The sequence below is a fragment of the Streptomyces sp. NPDC041122 genome (genome assembly GCF_055592445.1).
In genome coordinates, this window is record NZ_JBVIYQ010000002.1 from 760,075 (window position 1) to 780,148 (window position 20,074).

Sequence of the window (20,074 nt, forward strand, 5' to 3'; positions counted from 1 at the left end):
TGGAGGGCGTGGGATGAATCCCGCTACAGCAGCCGCACACGCTGCCCCGAGCGACCGGGGCGAGGCGATGTTCGACCTCTTCCGCCGCCCTCAGGGCCGCAGCAGGACCCGGCCCGACGAGCGGACCGTCGTCGAGAGCGCACGGACCTCACAGCTGCCGGTCGCCGGCAGGACGGCCGTCGTCTACCGGTGGGGTGACGGTGCGAGGCCGGTGCTCCTGGTGCACGGCTGGGAATCGCGCGCCTCGCGCTACGCCAAGACCGTCGCCCGGCTCGTCGAACTCGGCTACAGCCCGGTCGCCTTCGACGCGCCCGGCCACGGCGAGGCCACCGGGGACGGCACGACCCTGCTGGAGTACCGCGACATCATCGTCGAACTCCACCGCGCGCACGGCGACTTCGAGGCGATCATCGGGCACTCCTTCGGGGTGACCGCGACCTACGTCGCCCTCCAGCACGGGGTGCGCGCCGGCCGGATCGTGGCGATCAGCCCGGTCCCCGACTTCGGATACCTGGTCGACAGCTTCTCCCGGGCGGCCCGGCTGTCCGCGCAGGCCGACGAGGAACTGCGGGGCCGCATCGAGCGCGAGGTGTACCCGGGCGAGCCGGACATGTGGACGCGCTTCTCCGTCTTCCACGGCACCGCCGGGCTGCACATACCGCTCCTCGTCGTCCACGACGAGGACGACCGCGCGGTGGACCCCGGCCAGGGGGCGCGCATGGCCGAGTTCTTCGGGGCACGCCTGGTCACCACGCGGCGGTTCGGGCATCTGCGCATCCTCGGCGCACCCGAAGTCGTCGGGCACGTAACGGAGTTCGTCGCGGCCGGCGCCACGGAGCCCGGCAGGAAGACCGAGGTGGTGGCCGGATGAGCGGCATACTGGCGGGCAAGCGCGTGCTCGTGACCGGGGTGCTCATGGAGTCCTCGATCGCGTTCCACGCGGCGAGGATCGCCCAGGAACAGGGCGCCGAGGTGGTGCTGACCGGGTACGGCAGGCTGAGCCTGGTCGAGCGCATCGCCAAGCGGCTGCCGCGCCCCGCGCCGCTGGTCGAGCTCGACGTGCAGGACAAGGGCCACCTCGACAGCCTCGCCGACCGCATCAGGGAGAGCGTGGGCGGGGACGCGCGCCTCGACGGCGTGGTGCACTCCATCGCCTTCGCCCCGCAGGACGCGCTCGGCGGCAACTTCCTCGAGACCGGCTGGGACTCCGTGGCGACCGCGGTCGAGGTCTCCGCGTACTCCCTCAAGGCGCTGGCCATGGCGTGCCTGCCGCTGATGGAGGAGCGGGGCGGCGCCGTGGTGGGCCTGGACTTCGACGCGCGGACCGCGTGGCCCGCGTACGACTGGATGGGCGTGGCCAAGGCCGCGCTGGAGTCCACCTCGCGCTATGTGGCGCGGGACCTGGGGCCGCGCGGCATCCGCTGCAATCTCGTCGCGGCGGGCCCCATCAAGACGATGGCGGCCAAGTCCATCCCCGGGTTCGAGACGTTCCGCGAGGTGTGGCGCACGCGCGCGCCCATCGGCTGGGACCTGTCCGACCCCGAGCCCGCGGCCCGCGCGGTGGTCGCGCTGCTCTCGGACTGGTTCCCGCGCACCACGGGCGAGATCGTTCACGTCGACGGCGGAGTGCACGCCATCGGGGCCTGACCCCGCCCCCAGAACGCGCCGTGCGAGAGCCCGTCACCCCCGGGCGGGCCCTCGCACGGCGCTCATGTCCGTCCCGGCGGCGCGCCCCGTCCCGGCGGCGGCCGTGGCTTTAACTGTCCGCCGGCGCCGCGATGCCCTCGGGCAGCAGGGACGGATCGGTGGCCACGCCGCGCAGCCGGGTCAGGATGGCGGTGGCCGCCTTGTCGTAGCACCCGAACTCGTCGTGCAGCACGGACTCGGCGTTGGCCATCTCCAGGAAGGCGACCAGCTCGAAGGCGAGTTGGGGGACGTCGACGCCCTCCTGGATCTCCTCCGTCTGCTGTGCCTCCCAGATGGTCTGCTCCAGATACGTCGACCAGTTGGTACGGGCCGCGGCGAGGGTGTCGTGCACCTTGCCGGGACGGGCGTCGTACTCCGCCGACGTCGAGTAGAAGAAGCAGCCGCCCGGGAAGACGCGCTCGCGCGAGTACGTGAGCCAGCTGGTGCACACGCACCACAGCCGGGTGATCCCCGGCGGGAGTTCCCGGGCCGGCTGGACCACGTGCTCCAGATAGACCTTGATCGCCGCGCGCACCGTGGCCAGCTGAAGGTCTTCCTTGGAGCCGAACAGCGCGAACACACCGCTCTTACTGAGCTTGAGCTCGCCCGCGAGCCGGCCGAGGGAGAGGCCTTCGAGGCCTTCGACCGATGCGACCTGCATGGCGCGCTTGAGGACCAGCTGCCGGGTCTGATTCCCGCGGGCGACCCGTCCGTCGATGTGTGTCGCTGCCATGGTGGTGCCTACCTGTCTCCTGGGGCCGGGTGCTCGCGGTGCCCGATAGGTGACCAGTGTACCGATTAAGTGGACGATCGTGCGGTCAGCGTGTGGGGGCGGTAACGGCACGACCGTGCGTGCTCCGATGTTGACGCAGGGCGACGCTCAGTCCGCCGCGGGAACGGCGCCGGGCAGCGCCGCCGCCCGCCCTTCGGCGGTGGGTCCGTGCTCGACGAAGTCGAGGACGGCGCGCACCACGTCGGGGTCGCCGAGGATCCTGCGGTGCCCGAGACCCCGCGTAGTGATCATCCGCGCCCGGTCGCCGAAGGCGGCCGCGATCCCGCGCCCCTGGTCCACGCCGATCCGGCCGTCGTCCTCGTCGTGCACCACCAGGACCGGCGCCGTGACGGCCTCGGTGGCGTGCGCGACGGAGAAGGGCATGCGGTCGGCGGGTACGCCGGGGAAGAGGTTCTCGCCGATCCGGGCCAGCAACTCGTCCTTGAGGGAGGGCCGGAGTCTGAGGTCCGTGCAGAACGCGTCGACCAGGTAGGCGAAGTCGCAGACCCCGCTGATGGCGACGATCCGCTCGGCCTTCACTCCCTTGGTGAGCGCGTGGAAGGAGCCGAGCGCGCCCAGGGAGTGCGCGACGAGGGCCTCGAACGTGCCGTACTGGTCGTGCAGTTCGGCGAGGATCGTCCGGTACTCCAGGATGGTGGTGCTGCGGCCCGTGGCGTCGCCGTGGCCGGGGGCGTCGAAGGTGATGACGCTGTGGCCGCGCTCGAGCAGGCCGGGGATGAAGTCGCCGAAGCGCGAGCCGCGTGACTGCCAGCCGTGGACGAGCAGCACGGGGCGCTCGCCGGTGCCCCACCGGTAGGTCACCGCGGACTTGCCGTTGACGCTGATGCGCCCGCGGTGCGCCGACGCGAACAGTTCGCGCTCCGTGGAGCGCATCTTGCTCCGGGCCAGCGGCATGTGGAACAGCGCGTAGGCGCCGGCGCCGGCGAGCCGCCCCGAGACGCGGGAGACGGCATTGATGGTCGTACTCACAACGGTCTCTGTGGGGCCCATGTCCAGTACTCCTCGGTCGGCGGCAACAGGAACGTGGTATATTAGCACGACCGTCCGTGCTTTTAGTGTGGAGTTCGTCCACATGCGTCCGAGAGTCCACCGCCACGGGTCCTCGGGCCCCGGCGCTCACGAGGGGAACGCGATGCCGTCCACCATCTGGTTCGCGCCATGGACGCCCGGACCCGCGGCGGAAGCCGTCCGCGAACAGGACGTCACGGGCGCGGCGGTCGTCAGCGTCACCGAGTTCGCCCCGCACCGGCCCTGGACCGCGGTGGGCGTCAACATCACCGGCGTGGCCCTGCGCAGATCCTGGAGCGAGGTCACCGGCGCCGTCGGACTCTGGCTGTGGGTGGACCCGGACCTGCGCCGCCCCCGGTCGGGCTCGGTCTCGGTCTGGCGGGACGAGAAGGACCTGAAGGGCTTCGTGGCCCGCCACGACCACCTGCGCATCATGCGCTCGTACCGCGACCGGGGCACGATGCGCTCGGCCCTGTGGAACACGCCGGGGTTCGACGCGACGGCGACGCTGGAGACGGTCCGCTCCTTCCTCTCCGGGCGCTCACCGTGGCCGCGTGATCCCTCGGCGGAATGAGGCCCTGCGGCGGTGGACGGCCGCGTACGGTGGGCACATGGACGTTCGATCCCGCTCCGCGCGCAGGCGGTCATGACCGAGCCCTCCGCGGACCAGGTCTCCGCGGTCGAGCCGCCCGCGGGCCAACAGCCCGGTGAACAGGCCCGGTTCGGCGAGCCGCCCGCCGATCCCGTCGCCGACCCCATCGATCTGGCCATGGCCCGGAAGGTCCTGGACGCCCAGCCGTTCAGCCGTCTCGTCCGGGCCTGCATCACCCGCTTCGGCGAGGGCGCGGCCACGCTGGAGATCGACGTCCGGGCCGAACTCCAGCAGCAGAACGGGTTCGTGCACGGGGGTGTGCTCGCCTACGCGGCCGACAACGGCATCACCTTCGCGGCCGGCACCACGCTCGGCCCCGCCGTGCTGACCTCGGGTTTCTCCATCCAGTACGTACGGCCCGCGACCGGCGTCCGGCTGGTCGCGCGCGCCGTGGTCGTGCACACGGGCCGCCGCCAGGCGACGGTGCGCTGCGAGCTGTACGCCGTGGGGGCCGACGACGCGGAGACGCTCTGCGCCATCGCCCAGGGCACGGTGCTCTCCACGGCCTGAGCGGCTACTCCTCCTCCGGGGACTCCGGGATCTCGGCCATGCGCACCAACCGCCGCTCGCGGCGGGAGAGTTCGCACGCCTCCGCGATCCGCAGCGCGTGCAGCGCCTCGCGCCCGTCGCAGGGGTTCGTGCGCTCCCCGCGGACGACGTCGACGAAGGCGGCGAGCTCCGCCTCGTACGCCGGGGCGAAGCGCTCCAGGAAGCCGGGCCAGGGCTTGACCGGCGCGGCCGGGCCGGCCGGCTCCGCCGAGGTGAGCGGCGTGCGCTCGTCCGTGCCGACCCCCAACTGGTCCAGTTCTCCGGCCAGTTCCATCCGGACGTCGTACCCCGCGCCGTTGCAGCGGGTCGCGGTCGCCGTGGCGAGGGTGCCGTCGTCGAGGGTGAGGACCGCGGCCGCCGTGTCGATGTCGCCCGCCTCGCGGAACATGACGGGGCCGAGGTCGGAGCCGGTCGCGTAGACCTCCGTCACCTCGCGGCCGGTGACCCAGCGCAGGATGTCGAAGTCGTGGACCAGGCAGTCGCGGTAAAGGCCGCCGGAGAGCGGGAGGTACGCGGCCGGCGGCGGCGCCGGGTCCGAGGTGACCGCCCGTACGGTGTGCAGCCGGCCGAGCCGGCCCGCCCGCACCGCCTCGCGCGCCGCCGTGTATCCCGCGTCGAAGCGCCGCTGGAAGCCGAGTTGCAGCACCGTCCCCGCGGCCTCGACCTCGGCCAGGGCGGCCAGCGTGCCCGGCAGGTCGAGGGCGATGGGCTTCTCGCAGAAGACCGGCAGCCCGGCCCGCGCGGCCCGGCCGATGAGCGCGGCGTGCGCCGACGTCGCCGCCGTGATCACCACGGCGTCCACCCCGGCCGCGAAGACCTCGTCCACCGAGGACACGGCCGTCACGCCGGTCCGTGCCGCGAGGTCCGCCGCTCTCGCGGCGTCCACGTCGGCGATCACCAGGGACGACACCTCCGCGTTGCGGACGAGGGCCGTGGAGTGAAAGGTGCCGATGCGGCCCGTTCCGATCAGTCCGATGCGCATGGATCCACCCTCGCGAGGCCGGACCCTCCTGTCAATCCTTTGTCCTGACAACAGAACTTAAGAACTTCCCGTCATCCTCTCCTGGGGCTACGCTCGCCCCGTGTCCAAACCAGTCGCCAAAGCAGCTCAGGACAAGCCGGTCAAGGACCCCACGGTGGACCTCCGGCTCGGCGTCGACCGCAGCAGCCCCGTCCCGCTCTACTTCCAGCTCGCCCAGCAGCTGGAGGCGGCGATCGAGCGCGGCGCCCTGACCCCGGGCAGCCTCCTCGGCAACGAGATCGAGCTCGCCGGCCGGCTCGGTCTGTCCCGGCCCACCGTCCGCCAGGCCATCCAGACCCTCGTGGACAAGGGGCTCCTCGTGCGGCGCCGGGGCGTCGGCACCCAGGTCGTGCACAGCCAGGTGAAGCGCCCGCTGGAGCTCAGCAGCCTCTTCGACGACCTGGAGGCCGCGGGCCAGCGCCCCGAGACCCGCGTCCTGCGCAACACCCTCGAACCCGCCTCCGCCGAGGTCGCGGCGGCGCTCGGCATCGGCGAGGGCGACGAGGTGCACCGTGTGGAGCGGCTCCGGCTCGCCCACGGCGAACCCGTGGCCCATCTCCGCAACCACCTGCCGACCGGACTCCTCGACCTCGACACCGCGCGCCTGGAGGCCACCGGCCTCTACCGTCTGATGCGCGCCGCGGGCCACACCCTGCACAGCGCGCGCCAGTCCGTCGGTGCCCGCGCCGCCACCGCCGACGAGGGCGAACTGCTCGCCGAACCCGTCGGCGCCCCGCTGCTCACCATGCGGCGCACCACCTTCGACGACACGGGCCGGGCGGTGGAGTTCGGCTCGCACGTCTACCGGGCCGCGCGCTACTCCTTCGAGTTCCAGCTCCTCGTACGGCCGTGACTCCTGCCGCCGCGACACGACCGTCGTCAGGACCGGGACCGGCGGGACCGGCGGGACCGGCGGTCAGTAACAGTCGTCAGAATGTTCTGACAAATCCATTGACGCTCCCGCGCGCCCCCCGCTAGAACTCCTCCAGCCGCACCGAGGCGGCCGGAAGGCAAAGGGGTGGTCCATCATGCGCACATCCCGTACGGCGAGGGGCGTCACGGCCTGTCTGGCGGTGATCGCGCTCGCCGCCGGCTGCAGCAGCTCCGGCGGCAAGGACGACGAGGACGGGTCCGGGGACGGCGGTGGCGGCAAGGGCGTGACCACGCCCCGCCTCAAGATCGCGATGGTCACCCACTCCGGCGAGGGCGACACCTTCTGGGACATCGTCCGCAGCGGCGCCAAGCAGGCCGCCCGCAAGGACAACGTCGACTTCCTCTACGCGGGCGACAAGGAGGCCAAGGGGCAGGCGGAACTCGTCCAGTCCTTCGTCGACAAGAAGGTCGACGGGCTCGTGGTGACCCTGGCCAAGCCCGAGGCGATGCGGGCCGTGCTCGCCAAGGCGAGGAGCGCCGGGATCCCGGTCGTCACCATCAACTCGGGCGGGGAGTTCTCCTCGCGGTTCGGCGCGCTCGGCCACATCGGCCAGGACGAGTCCGTGGCCGGCGAGGCGGTCGGCGATGAGCTGAACACGCGCGGAAGGAAGAAGGTCCTCTGCGTGATCCACGAACAGGGCAACGTCTCCCTCGAACAGCGCTGCGCCGGCGTGAAGAAGACCTTCGACGGTTCGGTCGAGAACCTGAACGTCGAGGGCACCAACGCGCCCGGCGCGCAGTCCTCCATCAGCGCGAAGCTCCAGGCCACCAAGGACATCGACGCCGTCGTCACGCTCGGCGCGCCGATCGCCGCGTACTCCGTAAAGGCCAAGGACGAGGCGGGCAGCGAGGCCGAGGTCGACACCTTCGACCTGAACGCCGAGGTCGTCAAGCGGCTGAAGGCCGAGGAGGTCGGCTTCGCCGTCGACCAGCAGCCCTACCTGCAGGGGTACCTCTCGGTCGACGAACTGTGGCTGTACCGGACCAACGCCAACGTGCTGGGCGGCGGCAGGCCCGTCCTCACCGGGCCCGCGATCGTCACCGGGAAGGACGTGCCGAAGCTGGAGAAGTACACCGCTCGCGGTACCCGATGAACACACGCGTGATCCGCGTGGTCGATACTTGGGCGGCTGGGGCCGGGGATCCGGACCGGCCGCACAGAGCAGCAGAGCAAGAAGGGCACGGCGTCGTGGCAAGGGTGAAGACAGGGGTACGTACGGTGGGCGCCGTGCTGGTGGCGGTGCTCGGCGTCACCGCGGGACTGACCGGATGCAGCAGCACCGGCGGCAAGCGCGCGGAGGACGCCCGCAAGGCCGCCGCCGCAGGGGGCAGGGCGGCGGTCGACACGCCCCGCTGGACCTTCGGCATGGTCACCCACTCGGGCGACGGCGACACCTTCTGGGACATCGTCCAGAGCGGCGCCAAGCAGGCCGCCGTCAAGGACAACATCAAGTTCCTGTACTCCCACGACGACGAGGCCCAGCAGCAGGCCCAGCTCGTCGACTCCTACATCGACAAGAAGGTCGACGGGATCATCGTCACGCTGGCCAAGCCGGACGCGATGAAGGGCGCCCTGGCCCGCGCCGAGAAGGCCGGCATCCCGGTGATCACGGTGAACTCCGGCTCCGCGGAGTCCAAGAAGTTCGGCGCCCTCACACACATCGGCCAGGACGAGACCATCGCGGGCGAGGCCGTCGGCGAGGAGCTCAACAAGCGCGGCAAGAAGAAGGCGCTCTGCATCCTGCACGAGCAGGGCAACGTCGGCCACGAGCAGCGCTGCGCCGGCGCCAAGAAGACCTTCAAGGGCACGCTGCAGAACCTGTACGTGACCGGCACCAACATGCCCGACGTGCAGTCCTCCATCGAGGCCAAGCTGCAGTCCGACAAGTCGGTCGACGCGGTCGTCACGCTCGGCGCGCCGTTCGCGGACACCGCCGTGCAGGCCGCGGACAGCGCGGGCAGCAAGGCCGAGGTCGACACGTTCGACCTCAACGAGAAGGTCGCCGCCGGGCTGAAGTCCGGCTCCCTCGGGTTCGCCGTCGACCAGCAGCCCTACCTCCAGGGGTACGAGGCCGTCGACCTGCTCTGGCTGTACAAGTACAACGCCGACGTCCTCGGCGGCGGCCGCCCCGTCCTCACGGGACCGCAGATCATCACCAAGGACCAGGCTTCCGAGCTGGAGGACTACGCGAAGCGAGGGACCCGATGACCGCCACAGCACCCGCGCCCGCCCCCGACGCCGAGGCGGACGAGCGCCTGGTCAAGACCTCGCCGCTGAAGAAGCTGATGGGCCGCCCCGAGCTCGGCTCGGTCGTCGGCGCCGTCGCCGTCTTCATCTTCTTCGCGATCGTCGCGGACAGCTTCCTCCAGGCCACCAGCCTCGCGACGGTCCTGTACGCGGCCTCCACGCTCGGCATCATGGCGGTGCCGGTCGCGCTGCTCATGATCGGCGGGGAGTTCGACCTGTCGGCGGGCGTGCTCGTGACGACGTCCGCGCTCGTGTCGTCGATGTTCAGCTACCAGATGACGGCGAACGTCTGGGTGGGCGTCGGCGTCTCGCTCCTCGTCACGCTCGCCGTCGGCGTCTTCAACGGCGTCATGCTGACCCGTACGGACCCGCCGAGCTTCATCATCACGCTCGGCACCTTCCTGATGCTGACCGGCATGAACCTCGGCTTCACCAAGCTGATCAGCGGCACGGTCTCCACCAAGTCGATCGCCGACATGGAGGGCTTCGAGTCCGCCAAGGACGTCTTCGCCTCCACCCTCACCGTCGGCGGCGTCGACTTCAAGATCACCATCGTCTGGTGGCTCGCCCTGATCGCGGTCGCCACCTGGGTGCTGCTGCGCACCCGTGTCGGCAACTGGATCTTCGCGGTGGGCGGCGGCGAGGACGCGGCCCGCGCAGTCGGCGTCCCGGTCGCCGCGACGAAGATCGGCCTCTATATGGGCGTCGCCTTCGGCGCCTGGATCTCCGGCCAGCACCTGCTCTTCAGCTACGACACCGTGCAGTCCGGCGAGGGCGTCGGCAACGAGCTCATCTACATCGTCGCCGCCGTCATCGGCGGCTGCCTCATCACGGGCGGCTACGGCTCCGCGGTCGGCGCGGCCGTCGGGGCGCTGATCTTCGGCATGGTCAGCAAGGGCATCGTCTTCGCCGAGTGGAACTCCGACTGGTTCAAGTTCTTCCTCGGCGTGATGCTGCTCCTGGCGACGCTGCTCAACCACTGGGTCCGCAAGCGCGCGGAGGCGACGAAGTGACCACGGACATGACGAAGCCGGCGGCGGCGCCGGAGGGCGAGGAGCGCACGCCGCTCGTCGAGCTCGACGGCGTCAGCAAGTACTACGGCAACATCCGCGCCCTCGAAGGGGTCTCCCTGGAGGTGCACGCGGGGGAGATCTCCTGCGTGCTCGGCGACAACGGCGCGGGCAAGTCCACCCTCATCAAGATCATCGCCGGTCTGCACCGGCATGACGCGGGCGGCTTCCGCATCGAGGGGGAGGAGACGCGGCTCGGCTCGCCGCGCGAGGCGCTGGACCTGGGCATCGCCACGGTCTACCAGGACCTCGCCGTGGTCCCCCTGATGCCGGTCTGGCGGAACTTCTTCCTCGGCTCGGAGCCGACGAAGGGCACGGGCCCGTTCCGCCGCATGGACGTCGACCTCATGCGCAGGACGACCCGCGCGGAGCTGCTGCGCATGGGCATCGACCTGCGCGACGTGGACCAGCCGATCGGCACGCTGTCGGGCGGCGAGCGCCAGTGCGTGGCGATCGCCCGCGCGGTCCACTTCGGGGCGAAGGTCCTGGTCCTCGACGAGCCGACCGCGGCGCTCGGCGTGAAGCAGTCGGGTGTGGTCCTGAAGTACGTGGCCGCTGCGCGGGACCAGGGCCTGGGTGTGGTCCTGATCACCCACAACCCGCACCACGCGTACCTGGTCGGCAACCGTTTCGTCCTCCTGAAGCGGGGCGTGATGTCCGGCTCGTACGCGCGCGACGAGATCACCCTGGACGAGCTGACCCGCCAGATGGCGGGCGGCAGCGAACTGGACGACCTCCGCCACGAGCTCGAGGGCCGCGGGGCCCCTTAGCGGGGGGCTTGGGGGGGCGTTGGTTGCGGTCACCGTCGGGGTGCCGCCCGGGGCCGGGGCCCGTAAGGGGCGCGGGGAACTGCGCGGCCAGCCCCGTACGGGCCGCAGTCGCGCCGGCGTGGTGACCCGGCAGACGCGTCTGCGGCTTTTCTTGGGCGGGGCGCGGAGGTCCCCGCGCCCTTGAGGTCATCGGGTTCCGGCCCGCGTGAGGGGCGCGGGGAACTGCGCGAGCGGCCACATGCGGGCCGCGGACGCATGCCGGGTGTCCCTGCGGACGCGTCTGCGGCTTTTTGCGGGCTGAGCGCGCAGTTCCTCGCGCCCCTGGGGTGGTGGCCCTGCGTCGCCGGGCGCGCCCCGTAAGGGGCGCGGGGAACTGCGCGGCCAGCCCCGTACGGGCCGCAGCCGCGCCGGAGTGGTGACCCGGCAGACGCGTCTGCGGCTTTTTTCGGGCGGGGCGCGGAGGTCCCCGCGCCCTTGAGGTCACCGGGCCCCGGGCCACCGGGAGACGACCCCGGCGCCGGGGTCCCGTTGTGCGCGCCCCCGCGAGCGTGAGGCAGAATCGCCGCAATGAGCACCTACCGCGACCTCGCGCACCGCGGCTCCGCACGAGCCACCGTCCTGCGGACCGTGGGCACCCGCGAACGCCGATCCCATCTGACGGCGCCCCGCGTCAACACCGTCGGCATCGACATCGGCGGCACCAAGGTGATGGCGGGTGTCGTCGACCCGGACGGCAACATCCTGGAGACCCTCCGCACGGAGACGCCGGACAAGTCCAAGAGCCCGCGCGTCGTCGAGGACACCATCATCGAGCTCGTCCTCGACCTGTCCGACCGGCACGACGTGCATGCCGTCGGCATCGGCGCCGCCGGCTGGGTCGACGCGGACCGCAACCGCGTGCTCTTCGCCCCCCACCTGTCCTGGCGCAACGAACCCCTGCGCGACCGCATCTCCGGCCGCCTCGCGGTCCCGGTCATGGTGGACAACGACGCCAACACCGCCGCCTGGGCGGAGTGGCGCTTCGGCGCGGGCCGCGGCGAGGACCACCTCGTGATGATCACCCTCGGCACCGGCATCGGCGGCGCGATCCTGGAGGACGGCGCGGTCAAGCGCGGCAAGTTCGGCGTGGCCGGCGAGTTCGGCCACATGCAGGTCGTCCCCGGCGGCCACCGCTGCCCGTGCGGCAACCGCGGCTGCTGGGAGCAGTACAGCTCCGGCAACGCCCTGGTCCGCGAGGCCCGCGAGCTCGCCGCCGCCGACTCCCCGGTCGCGTACGGCATCATCGACCGGGTCAAGGGCAACGTCCCCGACATCACGGGCCCGCTCATCACCGAGCTCGCCCGCGAGGGCGACGCGATGTGCGTCGAGCTCCTCCAGGACATCGGCCAGTGGCTCGGCGTCGGCATCGCCAACCTCGCCGCCGCCCTCGACCCCTCCTGCTTCGTCATCGGCGGCGGCGTCAGCGCCGCCGACGACCTCCTGATCGGCCCCGCCCGCGACGCCTTCCGCCGCCACCTCACCGGCCGCGGCTACCGCCCCGAGGCCCGCATCGCCCGCGCCCAGCTCGGCCCCGAGGCCGGCATGGTGGGCGCCGCCGACCTGGCCCGCCTGGTCGCCCGCCGCTTCCGCCGCGCCAACCGGCGCCGCGTGGAGCGCTACGAACGTTACGAGCGCTACGCAGAGGCGCGCCGCACCAATGACCGCACGTCCCAGGGAACCCAGTAGATGACCGTGCCCCGCCAGCCCTCGTCCCCGGACCGCCCCGGCGCCCCCGAACCGCCGGACCGCGCCACCGGCGGGGCCGGCAAGACGGAGGACCGCAGCCACATGATCCGCCGCCGCTGGCTGACGGCGATCATCATCGTGCTGCTCATCGGCGTGCCCGCCGGCTATCTGGTGATCTCCGCGAACCAGAGCCGCAACAGCGGCCGCGACAAGGAGGACAAGTACTCCGCGACCGGCCTCACCGCGGGCTGGCCCTCCAAGGTGCAGCGCCGCCTGTACGACGTGCCGGTGCAGCCGTACTCCGAAGAGGTCGCCTACTACGAGACGAACAACTGGCGCACCAGCCGTCTCTACGTCCAGTTCCTCACCAGCAACGCGGGCCTGAAGCGGTTCCTCAAGCAGATCGGCACCACCGAGGACAAGCTGAAGCCGAACGACATCACCATCAGCGCGCGCGACCGGAACGTCGTCGGCTGGGAGTTCACCGGCCCCGGCCCCTGGTCGGGCCTCACCCACGCGCGGAAGAACCCCACGCCGACGCAGGACGTGGTCGTGGACCGCTCCAACCCGCGGCATCCGATGGTCTACGTGGTGTCGACGACGACGCCCTGACGGCCCGGCGGCGCCGGGACCCGCCGATGTCCGGAAGTCTTTCGTCCGTGTGAAGAATGCGGGCGTTCCCCGGCGAGCCGCCGCACTGCCTCCTAGCGTGTGGCCATGACCAGGATCCCGGAAGCAGAGACGGCCTACGACCGGCGCAGACGGAACCAGTGGCTGGCCGGGCAGGCCCGCGCCGAGGGGGTCGGGCGCCGCGACATGCTGCGGCTCCTGGCCGCCGCGGGCCTCGTCACGGCGGTGCCGGTGACCCTGCCGGCCGCCACGGCGAGCGCGGCGGCGGGCTCGCCGTGGACGGCGGCATCGGCGGGGGAGGGCATCGTCAAACCGCTGCCCCCGGAGCGGTTCATCGTGCACGGCACCAACGCCGAGACCCGCTTCGAGGCCCTCGCCGGCACCGGATACCTCACCCCCGTCTCGCACTTCTTCGTCCGCAACCACACGACGACCCCGCGCCTGGACGCCGCGGCCTGGCGGCTGAACGTCTGGGGCGACGGACTGACGCGCGGGCAGCGGCAGTTCGGCCTCGCGGAGCTGAAGAGCCTGCCCTCGGTGACCCGTACGGCGTTCGTCGAGTGCGCGGGCAACGCGCGGAACTTCTTCAAGACCCAGCAGAACCAGCCGGCGTCGGGCACCCCCTGGACGACGGGAGCGATCGGCACGGCCCGCTGGCGCGGCGTCCGCCTCGCCGACGTCCTGCACCGCGCGGGCCTGTCCCCCCGCGCGGTGGACGTGATGCCGCGCGGCCTCGACGACGAGTACGTCACGCCCGACGGCACGAACTACGGCCGCGTACGCCGCCCGATGCCGCTCTCCAAGGCCCTGGACGACGTCATCCTCGCGTATGAGATGAACGGCGCACCTCTGCCTCCCGACCACGGACACCCGGTCCGGCTCCTCGCCCCGTCCTGGGTCGGCATCTCCTCCATCAAGTGGCTCGGCGACATCGAGGTGTCGACCACGCCGCTCTACTCGCCCTGGAACACCGAGTTCTACCGGCTGTACGGCGACGCGTACCCGCCCGGGGGCAGCGCCCCGCTCACTCGCCAGACCCTCAAGTCGGCCTTCGAACTCCCGTGGAACGCGACCCTGTCCGCGCGCACCCGGCACCGCCTCACCGGCCGCGCCTGGTCCGCCCACGGCGGCGTCACCCGGGTCGAGGTCAGCACGGACGGCGGCGCCTCCTGGCGGCGGGCCCGCCTGCACGACCCCGCACGCCGCGGCTCGTGGACCCGCTGGTCGGCCCCGTGGACCCCCGGCAAGCCGGGCCCCGCCGAACTCCTCTCCCGCGCCACGGACTCCACGGGTCGCACCCAGCCGGAGACGACGGTCCCCAACACCCAGGGGTACCTCTTCGACGCGGTGGTGCGGCACGTGGTGACGCTCGTCTGAGGCGTGCGGCGGTGTGCCCTTGAGACGCGCGGTGGTGCATCGGCGGCTGCCGTTGTCAGCGGTCCTTGCGATGATCGGAGCTCCGCATTCACCCCCCGTCATCGAGAGGGCCACACGGTCATCGAAACCATCGGAGTTGCCGACTTCAATCGCCGAGTTCGCCTGCTCGTCGAAGTGCTGGACCATCCGGACGAGTTGACGCTGGCCGAACAACTGCTCCTGGCCGAGGGGTGTCTGGTCAGGGCAGCCAACGGCCAGGAGGCGGCGCGCGTCGGACCTCGACGTGCGGGCCTCGTCGTCGAGGTGAGGCTGCGAGGTGCCCGCCGTGGTGCCCGCAAGGCAGCGGTGCATCGCGTCGAGCGCCTGGCCGCGCGGCGTTCGCTCGCGTTGTGGGTACGGGAATCGAAGCTGTGCAGCCCACCCCACGAAAGGCGCACGCGCTACCACGTCCGGCTCCGACCGCCCGCGGAGGGTGGCGCCGTCGCACAGCGGGTGCTGCGCCTGGCGAGGTACTTGAACGGCGCGCACGACCAGCGGGCGGTCTCCCTACCCGGCCCGCCGGACCATGCCGCCGCCGTCGCCGAGCTGACCGCCAGCCGCTTCGGCGACCCGCTGTTCGACGCGTCCACAGAGGAGGTGCACGGCCCCCCGGATCCGCCGGAGCATTCCGACGAGGCACCTCGGATCCTCGATCCCACGACAGCGAGTGGCCTGCTCGCTCTCTGCCTCAGCGTGGTGGGCCTCTGCACGGGAGCCCTGGTCTGCCTGGCGATCGGCGGTACCCTGCAGCGTCTCGACACCCCGTGGCGATGGGCCTTGCTGGCGCCGGGCCTGGTTCTCGGAGACGCGCTCGGATGGTTCGTCGCGGGGCGCCATCTCACACGTGCACGGCGGCTCGCTCTGGGCACGGCGATGGCGGCGATGTTCCTCTTCCTCGGCCACCAACTGATGCTCGCGCTGCCTGTCGAGGGCAAGGACGTGCTGTGGGCGACCTCGTTGACGGTGCTGGGTGTTGTGGGCGCGGCCCTGACCGCGGCCGGAGTCTGGTGGGCTCTGGTCCCTTCCTGGTTCAGCAGGAACGCTCATTGGATCGTGCCGGTGGTCGCGGCGCCGCTCTTTTTCATCGTGCCGTGGTTCGGACGACTCCTGTACACCCTCTACTTGACGACGGGCTTCGGCATACCCGTCGAGGGGGTGCCGGTCACCACGTACTCCCTGACGTACGCGGCCCTGAAGCCGATCGGCCTCGCCGCAGCCTTCGCGCTCGTCTTCGTGGCGATCGCCGGATGGGCACGCCATACGTACTGGGGACGTGTTCCGGGCGACGGTATCCCGGGGTTCGTCCTCCCTGTCGTCGCGACGCTGTACGTGGTGACGGCCCTGCTCGTCGGCCTGATCTCGGCTGCTTCGGCCCGGGATGACGCGGCCGCCGCCATCAGGAGCGGCCACAACCCGCCCGGTTACTACGGCCTGCACGGGACGCTCATGTGTGCGAAGCCGCTGTCCGAGGACATCGCCGTCTACAACGGCCCACTCGTGACGGACCGCCCCGTCCTGTCCTTCGGCAGTACGGGGGAACGTATCTGGCTGTGGGGCTACCAGCAGCGGGCTACGAACACCGGAAATCCCAGGGGCTCCGTGGGCGTGGGCTCCGCGAACGGGGATGAGGGCACTTGGGTGGCCATGAGCGTCAGGCTCGAGGACGTCACGCTGACCGCGCCGGGTACGGCCGGCGCCACGCACTGCGGGTGACAACAACCGCCGCGGCGCGCTCAGCCGAGGCGATGCCACCGCTCGTACACCGCCGCCGCCACCGCCAGGTCCTCCCAGGCCATGCCGGCCGACTTGAACAGCCGGGGCCGGCCCTGCGCCAGGGGCACCTCGCCGCGCACCAGGGCGTCGAGGGTGTGCAGTTCGGCCGGGGCGAAGGTGCCGTCGGCGGACGCGAGGAGCAGGTCGCCGCACTCGCGCTCGGCCACCGCGCGGGACTCCGCCACGACCGTGGCGCGGCCCACGAGCCGGGCGTCCACCTCGCGGGCGTCCGGCTCGTGCGAGCCGACCGCCGCGACCGTCGCGTGGCCGGGCGGCAGGGAACCGTCGAAGAGCGGCTCGCGGGCCGTGGTGCAGCAGCAGACCACGTCGGCGCGCGCCACCGCCTGAGCGTCGGCCGCGGCGGCCGAGAGTCCGGCGGCGCGGCAGCGTTCGACGAAGGCAGCGACCCGCCCGGCGTTCCGCGCGACCACGTCGACGTGGCGCAGCGCGGGACGCACCGCCCGTACCGCCTCGACGTGCCCCCACGCCTGCGGCCCCGTCCCGAAGACGACCAGCCGTCCGGCGTCGGGCACCGCCAGGTGCCGGATCGCCACGCCGGACACCGCGGGGGTGCGCAGTGAGGTCAGCGCGATCCCGTCCAGGAGGGCCAGGGGCGCGTGCGTCACGCCGTCCAGGAGCAGATACAGGCCCTGGACGCGGGGCAGGCCGCGCTCCGCGTTGTCCGGCGTGACCGTGGCGACCTTCACGCCGGTGTACGACGCCGTGGCCGACGGCATCAGGAGCAGCTGGCCCCCGGGCACGTCGACGACGGAGCGGGGCGCCTCGGCCGCGGGGTCGAGCCCGGCGGCCAGGACCGCCTCCAGGGCGTCCACGGCGGCGGACATCGGGACGAGCCGGGCCATGGTGGCGGCGTCGAGGTGGGGCGGGGCGGCGGGGGAGGGGGGCGATGTGCTCATGCGGTTCCTTGTCCGGAGGGCTCGGTGCCGGGGGCAGTACGAGCCGCGCCACCGCTAGTACGAGTCGCGCAGCCGCTCCAGGATGGCGATGCTGTCCTCCGCGTTCGGTGCGGCGGTGCACACCCGGTCCATCACCAGCATGTAGTGCTCGACGTCGGAGCGCTTGTCCAGGTACAGCGCGCTGGTCAGTTGTTCGAGGTAGACGATGTCCGGCAGGTCGGGTTCGAGGAAGCGCAGGATCGTCACCGGGCCGCCGACGGCGGTGGCCGCGCCCGCCTCCAGGGGGGCCACCTGGAGGGTGATGTCGGGCAGCCGGGACATCTCGATGAGGTGCTGTATCTGCGCCCGCATCGCCGCGCGGCCGCCCATCGGGCGGAGCAGCGCCGCCTCGTCCACCACGAACCACAGCTTCGGGCCGCCGGGCCGGGTGATCAACTCCTGGCGTCGCAGGCGCAGTTCGACCTTGCGGGTGATCTCGCGCAGGGAGCCCGAAGCCTCGCCGAGGCTCGCCACCGCGGTCGCGTATTCGGCGGTCTGCAGCAGGCCCGGGACGAACTGCACCTGGTAGCTGCGTATGACGGAGGCGGCTTCCTCCAGGCCGAGGATGGTCTCCAGCCAGCTGGGCATCACATCGCTGTACTGCTGCCACCAGCCGGGCGTCCCGGCGCGCTTCGCCAGGCCTATGTAGCCGGCGCGCTCCGCGGGATCGGCGACGCCGTACAGGGTCAGGAGGTCGGCGACGTCACGTTCCTTCTGCGCCACCCGTCCCAGTTCCAGCCGGCTGATCTTCGCGTGCGAGGCGCGGATGGCCTCGCCCGCGTCCTCCCTGCTGATGCCGCGGCTCTCGCGCAGCCGGCGCAGCTGGGTGCCGAGCACGATGCGCAGCACGGTCGGGCCGCCCCGCCGGTTCGCCAGGGACTCGCCGTTCGGCGTAACGCCTTCTGCTGCAGAGGACATTGCGCCGTCCCGCCCTATCCTGGTCAACCGCCCGTTCGTCGCGTCAGTGTGGCATCGGCCCGGTCCGCCTGTACAGCGATCCGATCAGCTCGCGGGCGGCTGCAGGTCGTCGAAATCGCCGTCCTTGGCGCCCTGGATGAATGCCGCGATTTCCGCCCGGGTGTAGATGAGCGCCGGCCCCGCGGGGAAGCGGGAGTTGCGCACCGCGACCTGTTCGCCGCCCAGTTCGGCGAGTTCCACGCATTCGCCGTTGGGATTGCTGCGGCCGCTTTTCCGCCAGCCGGCTCCGAGAATGTTCACAGCAGGAATGCCGTTGTCATATTCCGTGTCGTGGTCATTCTCAGGTGGCATGAGGGCTCCCTGACCTCGCCCCGAGCCCGCACCTGGCGGGGGGAGGCCGTTCCGGATGCAAGTACATCTGCACGTGCAGGCGTACTTACGATTGTACTTGCGGATGTGCTTGCAGATGTAAGTGCGCCACATCACCATGGGGCGTGGGGGCCCATTCCTCCAAGTTCCGGCACAGGTGTGGGAGTTCAGATGACGGAAACCGTGGGTTGGGCCGGCGCGCCGGCTCTTGAGTACGACGTTCTGGCCTACTCCGCCTGCTGCTTACTGGTGGACGACATCAAGTCCCGTGAAGGCTCACTGGACTTCGTCACGTCGACGCTGGAGAAGTGGGAGCTGCTGGACCAGCTCCCGCGCGTCCGCGCGACCGTCGACGAACTGGTCGGCAACGCCCTCACCCACGGCCAGCAGCAGATATGCGCGGAACCCTCCCCGAGCGTCGGCATGGTGAGCCTGATCCGCGACGGCCGCGACCTCGCCTGCGCCGTCTTCGACCCCGGCACGGCGACACCGCGCCTGTCCGCCAGGGGAGTCGGGCTGCGCATCGTGGAGGCGGCCGGTGACGTGTGGGGCTGGACGGCGCCGGGCCTGTACGGCAAGGCGGTCTGGTGCTACTTCTCCGGCGCCGGCGCCGCGGCGGCGGTGCCCGAGCCGATCGTCGAGCAGCTGCTGATGATGGTGGAGATCTTCACCGGCAGCGGCGACCCGCGCACCGTCACCGCGCACCCGGTGTAGGAAGCGCACCGGGCGGGGCAGCAGAGTTTCGCGTGCGGGCGGGGGTGCCGTACCCCGTGCAGGGCCCTCCGACGGGGTTCGGCACCCCCTTCCCGTAGGGGTACTGGGCACACCGTCGACCGGGTGTCCGGCCCCATTCCGCGCGGCGAACCGGCGTCTCTACCGTGCTGGTCATGACAGCGACCGAAGAGTGCGGCGAAGACCGCGTCCGGCGCGACGGCCCGGCGTCGGGCAGGGGCACGGAGACCCGCAGAGGCGTCCTCCTGGGACTCGGCACGGCGGCGGCGGGCACGGTCGTCGCCGCCCCGGCAGCGGCTTCCGCGCCGCCCCGGCCCGGCTCCCCGCGCGGCGTGTGTACGTACGTACTCGTGCACGGCACGCACAGCGCGGGGGCGTACTGGATGCCGATCGCCCAGGAGTTGACCCTGCTCGGGCACCGCGTCGTCGCCGTGGACCTCCCGCTGCACGGCGCGCGGGCCTTCGTGCCGGAGTCGTACCAGCGCGGGGCGCTGGCCCCGTAGGCCGCGGCCCCGCCTTCCGGCCCGAGGGGGCGGCGGACCGTGCCCGCCCCCGCCGAGTCGCGGCGTCGCCGCAGTCGATCAACTCGTCCGCGTGGCAGGCGCGTTGGCGAAGCCGCCCCCGTTCACGATCTGTTCGCATTGCGTATGTCGACCATCGTTCAACGGACTTTATCCGGCCAACATTTAACCAAAATGCTGACATGTACCTGGTTGGAATGGCACTCTTCCCCGCAACACGCTGCACGTACAGCACCACGCTGCACGCCCGCATCGCGTCTTTCTCTGCTCCGGGCGACCACCCAGGCCTCCCGGACCCCCACAG

Annotated in this window: 20 protein-coding genes and 1 pseudogene; 15 read left to right on the forward strand and 6 right to left on the reverse strand. The window is 71.7% G+C overall.

What is annotated here, in order from left to right; genetic code table 11:
• Positions 1-13 precede the first annotated feature (13 nt).
• Both ACZ6B8_RS09530 and fabI read left to right on the forward strand, forming a co-directional pair.
• A complete protein-coding gene (locus tag ACZ6B8_RS09530; protein ID WP_471606820.1) occupies positions 14-871 on the forward strand; it encodes an alpha/beta fold hydrolase in 858 nt (285 codons plus the stop codon).
• Complete coding sequence (gene fabI / locus ACZ6B8_RS09535) at positions 868-1,647, forward strand: enoyl-ACP reductase FabI (protein WP_471078151.1); 780 nt, start codon at positions 868-870, stop codon at positions 1,645-1,647. The genes ACZ6B8_RS09530 and fabI overlap by 4 nt, the downstream gene beginning before the upstream one ends.
• 109 nt (positions 1,648-1,756) lie before the next feature.
• Here fabI and ACZ6B8_RS09540 read toward each other — a convergent pair whose 3' ends face one another.
• On the reverse strand, positions 1,757-2,419 hold the full coding sequence (locus ACZ6B8_RS09540; RefSeq protein WP_471078154.1) for a TetR/AcrR family transcriptional regulator: 663 nt from the start codon (positions 2,417-2,419) through the stop codon (positions 1,757-1,759).
• 147 nt (positions 2,420-2,566) lie between these two features.
• On the reverse strand, positions 2,567-3,469 hold the full coding sequence (locus ACZ6B8_RS09545; RefSeq protein WP_471606821.1) for an alpha/beta fold hydrolase: 903 nt from the start codon (positions 3,467-3,469) through the stop codon (positions 2,567-2,569).
• A 142-nt stretch (positions 3,470-3,611) separates the two neighbouring features.
• Between ACZ6B8_RS09545 and ACZ6B8_RS09550 the strand changes: the two genes are divergently transcribed.
• Positions 3,612-4,061 carry a hypothetical protein gene (locus ACZ6B8_RS09550; protein WP_471606822.1) on the forward strand — a complete coding sequence of 150 codons (450 nt, stop codon included), beginning with the start codon at positions 3,612-3,614 and terminating at the stop codon, positions 4,059-4,061.
• A 195-nt stretch (positions 4,062-4,256) separates the two neighbouring features.
• On the forward strand, positions 4,257-4,649 hold the full coding sequence (locus ACZ6B8_RS09555) for a PaaI family thioesterase (protein ID WP_471607181.1): 393 nt from the start codon (positions 4,257-4,259) through the stop codon (positions 4,647-4,649).
• 4 nt (positions 4,650-4,653) lie between these two features.
• Here the strand turns inward: ACZ6B8_RS09555 and ACZ6B8_RS09560 are convergent, their stop codons facing one another.
• Complete coding sequence (locus tag ACZ6B8_RS09560; RefSeq protein ID WP_471606823.1) at positions 4,654-5,670, reverse strand: Gfo/Idh/MocA family protein; 1,017 nt, start codon at positions 5,668-5,670, stop codon at positions 4,654-4,656.
• Between the two features lie 100 nt (positions 5,671-5,770).
• Between ACZ6B8_RS09560 and ACZ6B8_RS09565 the strand changes: the two genes are divergently transcribed.
• The 9 genes from ACZ6B8_RS09565 (at position 5,771) to ACZ6B8_RS09605 (ending at position 16,214) form a co-directional block, all read left to right on the forward strand.
• A complete protein-coding gene (locus ACZ6B8_RS09565) occupies positions 5,771-6,562 on the forward strand; it encodes a GntR family transcriptional regulator (protein WP_471078165.1) in 792 nt (263 codons plus the stop codon).
• A 175-nt stretch (positions 6,563-6,737) separates the two neighbouring features.
• Positions 6,738-7,736 (forward strand): sugar ABC transporter substrate-binding protein, encoded by a 999-nt coding sequence (locus ACZ6B8_RS09570; RefSeq protein WP_471606824.1) that lies wholly within the window; start codon positions 6,738-6,740, stop codon positions 7,734-7,736.
• A gap of 95 nt (positions 7,737-7,831) precedes the next feature.
• On the forward strand, positions 7,832-8,851 hold the full coding sequence (locus ACZ6B8_RS09575; RefSeq protein ID WP_471078171.1) for a sugar ABC transporter substrate-binding protein: 1,020 nt from the start codon (positions 7,832-7,834) through the stop codon (positions 8,849-8,851).
• Positions 8,848-9,903 carry an ABC transporter permease gene (locus ACZ6B8_RS09580; RefSeq protein WP_471078174.1) on the forward strand — a complete coding sequence of 352 codons (1,056 nt, stop codon included), beginning with the start codon at positions 8,848-8,850 and terminating at the stop codon, positions 9,901-9,903. Before ACZ6B8_RS09575 ends, ACZ6B8_RS09580 begins: the two co-directional genes overlap by 4 nt.
• An 8-nt stretch (positions 9,904-9,911) precedes the next feature.
• Positions 9,912-10,730: an ATP-binding cassette domain-containing protein gene (locus ACZ6B8_RS09585; protein ID WP_471078511.1), complete on the forward strand. Its 819-nt coding sequence runs from the start codon at positions 9,912-9,914 to the stop codon at positions 10,728-10,730.
• Between the two features lie 567 nt (positions 10,731-11,297).
• Entirely contained in the window at positions 11,298-12,455 is a 1,158-nt protein-coding gene (locus ACZ6B8_RS09590) for an ROK family glucokinase (RefSeq protein ID WP_355805918.1), read from the forward strand.
• Positions 12,456-13,067, forward strand: a complete 612-nt coding sequence (locus ACZ6B8_RS09595) for a sugar kinase (RefSeq protein ID WP_471078177.1) — start codon at positions 12,456-12,458, stop codon at positions 13,065-13,067.
• Positions 13,068-13,172: 105 nt separating this feature from the next.
• Positions 13,173-14,462, forward strand: a complete 1,290-nt coding sequence (locus tag ACZ6B8_RS09600) for a sulfite oxidase (protein ID WP_471606825.1) — start codon at positions 13,173-13,175, stop codon at positions 14,460-14,462.
• A gap of 3 nt (positions 14,463-14,465) precedes the next feature.
• Complete coding sequence (locus ACZ6B8_RS09605; protein WP_471606826.1) at positions 14,466-16,214, forward strand: hypothetical protein; 1,749 nt, start codon at positions 14,466-14,468, stop codon at positions 16,212-16,214.
• A gap of 20 nt (positions 16,215-16,234) precedes the next feature.
• Here ACZ6B8_RS09605 and ACZ6B8_RS09610 read toward each other — a convergent pair whose 3' ends face one another.
• The 3 genes from ACZ6B8_RS09610 to ACZ6B8_RS09620 form a co-directional block, all read right to left on the reverse strand.
• The gene (locus ACZ6B8_RS09610; protein ID WP_471606827.1) at positions 16,235-17,191 is read right to left on the reverse strand and encodes an ornithine cyclodeaminase family protein; all 957 of its coding nucleotides are present in this window, start codon (positions 17,189-17,191) and stop codon (positions 16,235-16,237) included.
• Between the two features lie 54 nt (positions 17,192-17,245).
• Positions 17,246-18,148 carry a helix-turn-helix domain-containing protein gene (locus tag ACZ6B8_RS09615; RefSeq protein ID WP_471606828.1) on the reverse strand — a complete coding sequence of 301 codons (903 nt, stop codon included), beginning with the start codon at positions 18,146-18,148 and terminating at the stop codon, positions 17,246-17,248.
• Positions 18,149-18,232: 84 nt separating this feature from the next.
• Positions 18,233-18,499: a DUF397 domain-containing protein gene (locus ACZ6B8_RS09620; RefSeq protein WP_471078189.1), complete on the reverse strand. Its 267-nt coding sequence runs from the start codon at positions 18,497-18,499 to the stop codon at positions 18,233-18,235.
• A gap of 189 nt (positions 18,500-18,688) precedes the next feature.
• Here ACZ6B8_RS09620 and ACZ6B8_RS09625 point away from each other — a divergent pair, with 189 nt between their 5' ends.
• Entirely contained in the window at positions 18,689-19,231 is a 543-nt protein-coding gene (locus ACZ6B8_RS09625) for an ATP-binding protein (protein WP_471078192.1), read from the forward strand.
• A gap of 350 nt (positions 19,232-19,581) precedes the next feature.
• Positions 19,582-19,746: pseudogene (locus tag ACZ6B8_RS09630) on the forward strand (alpha/beta hydrolase); the annotation flags it as partial.
• Positions 19,747-20,074: the final 328 nt, after the last annotated feature.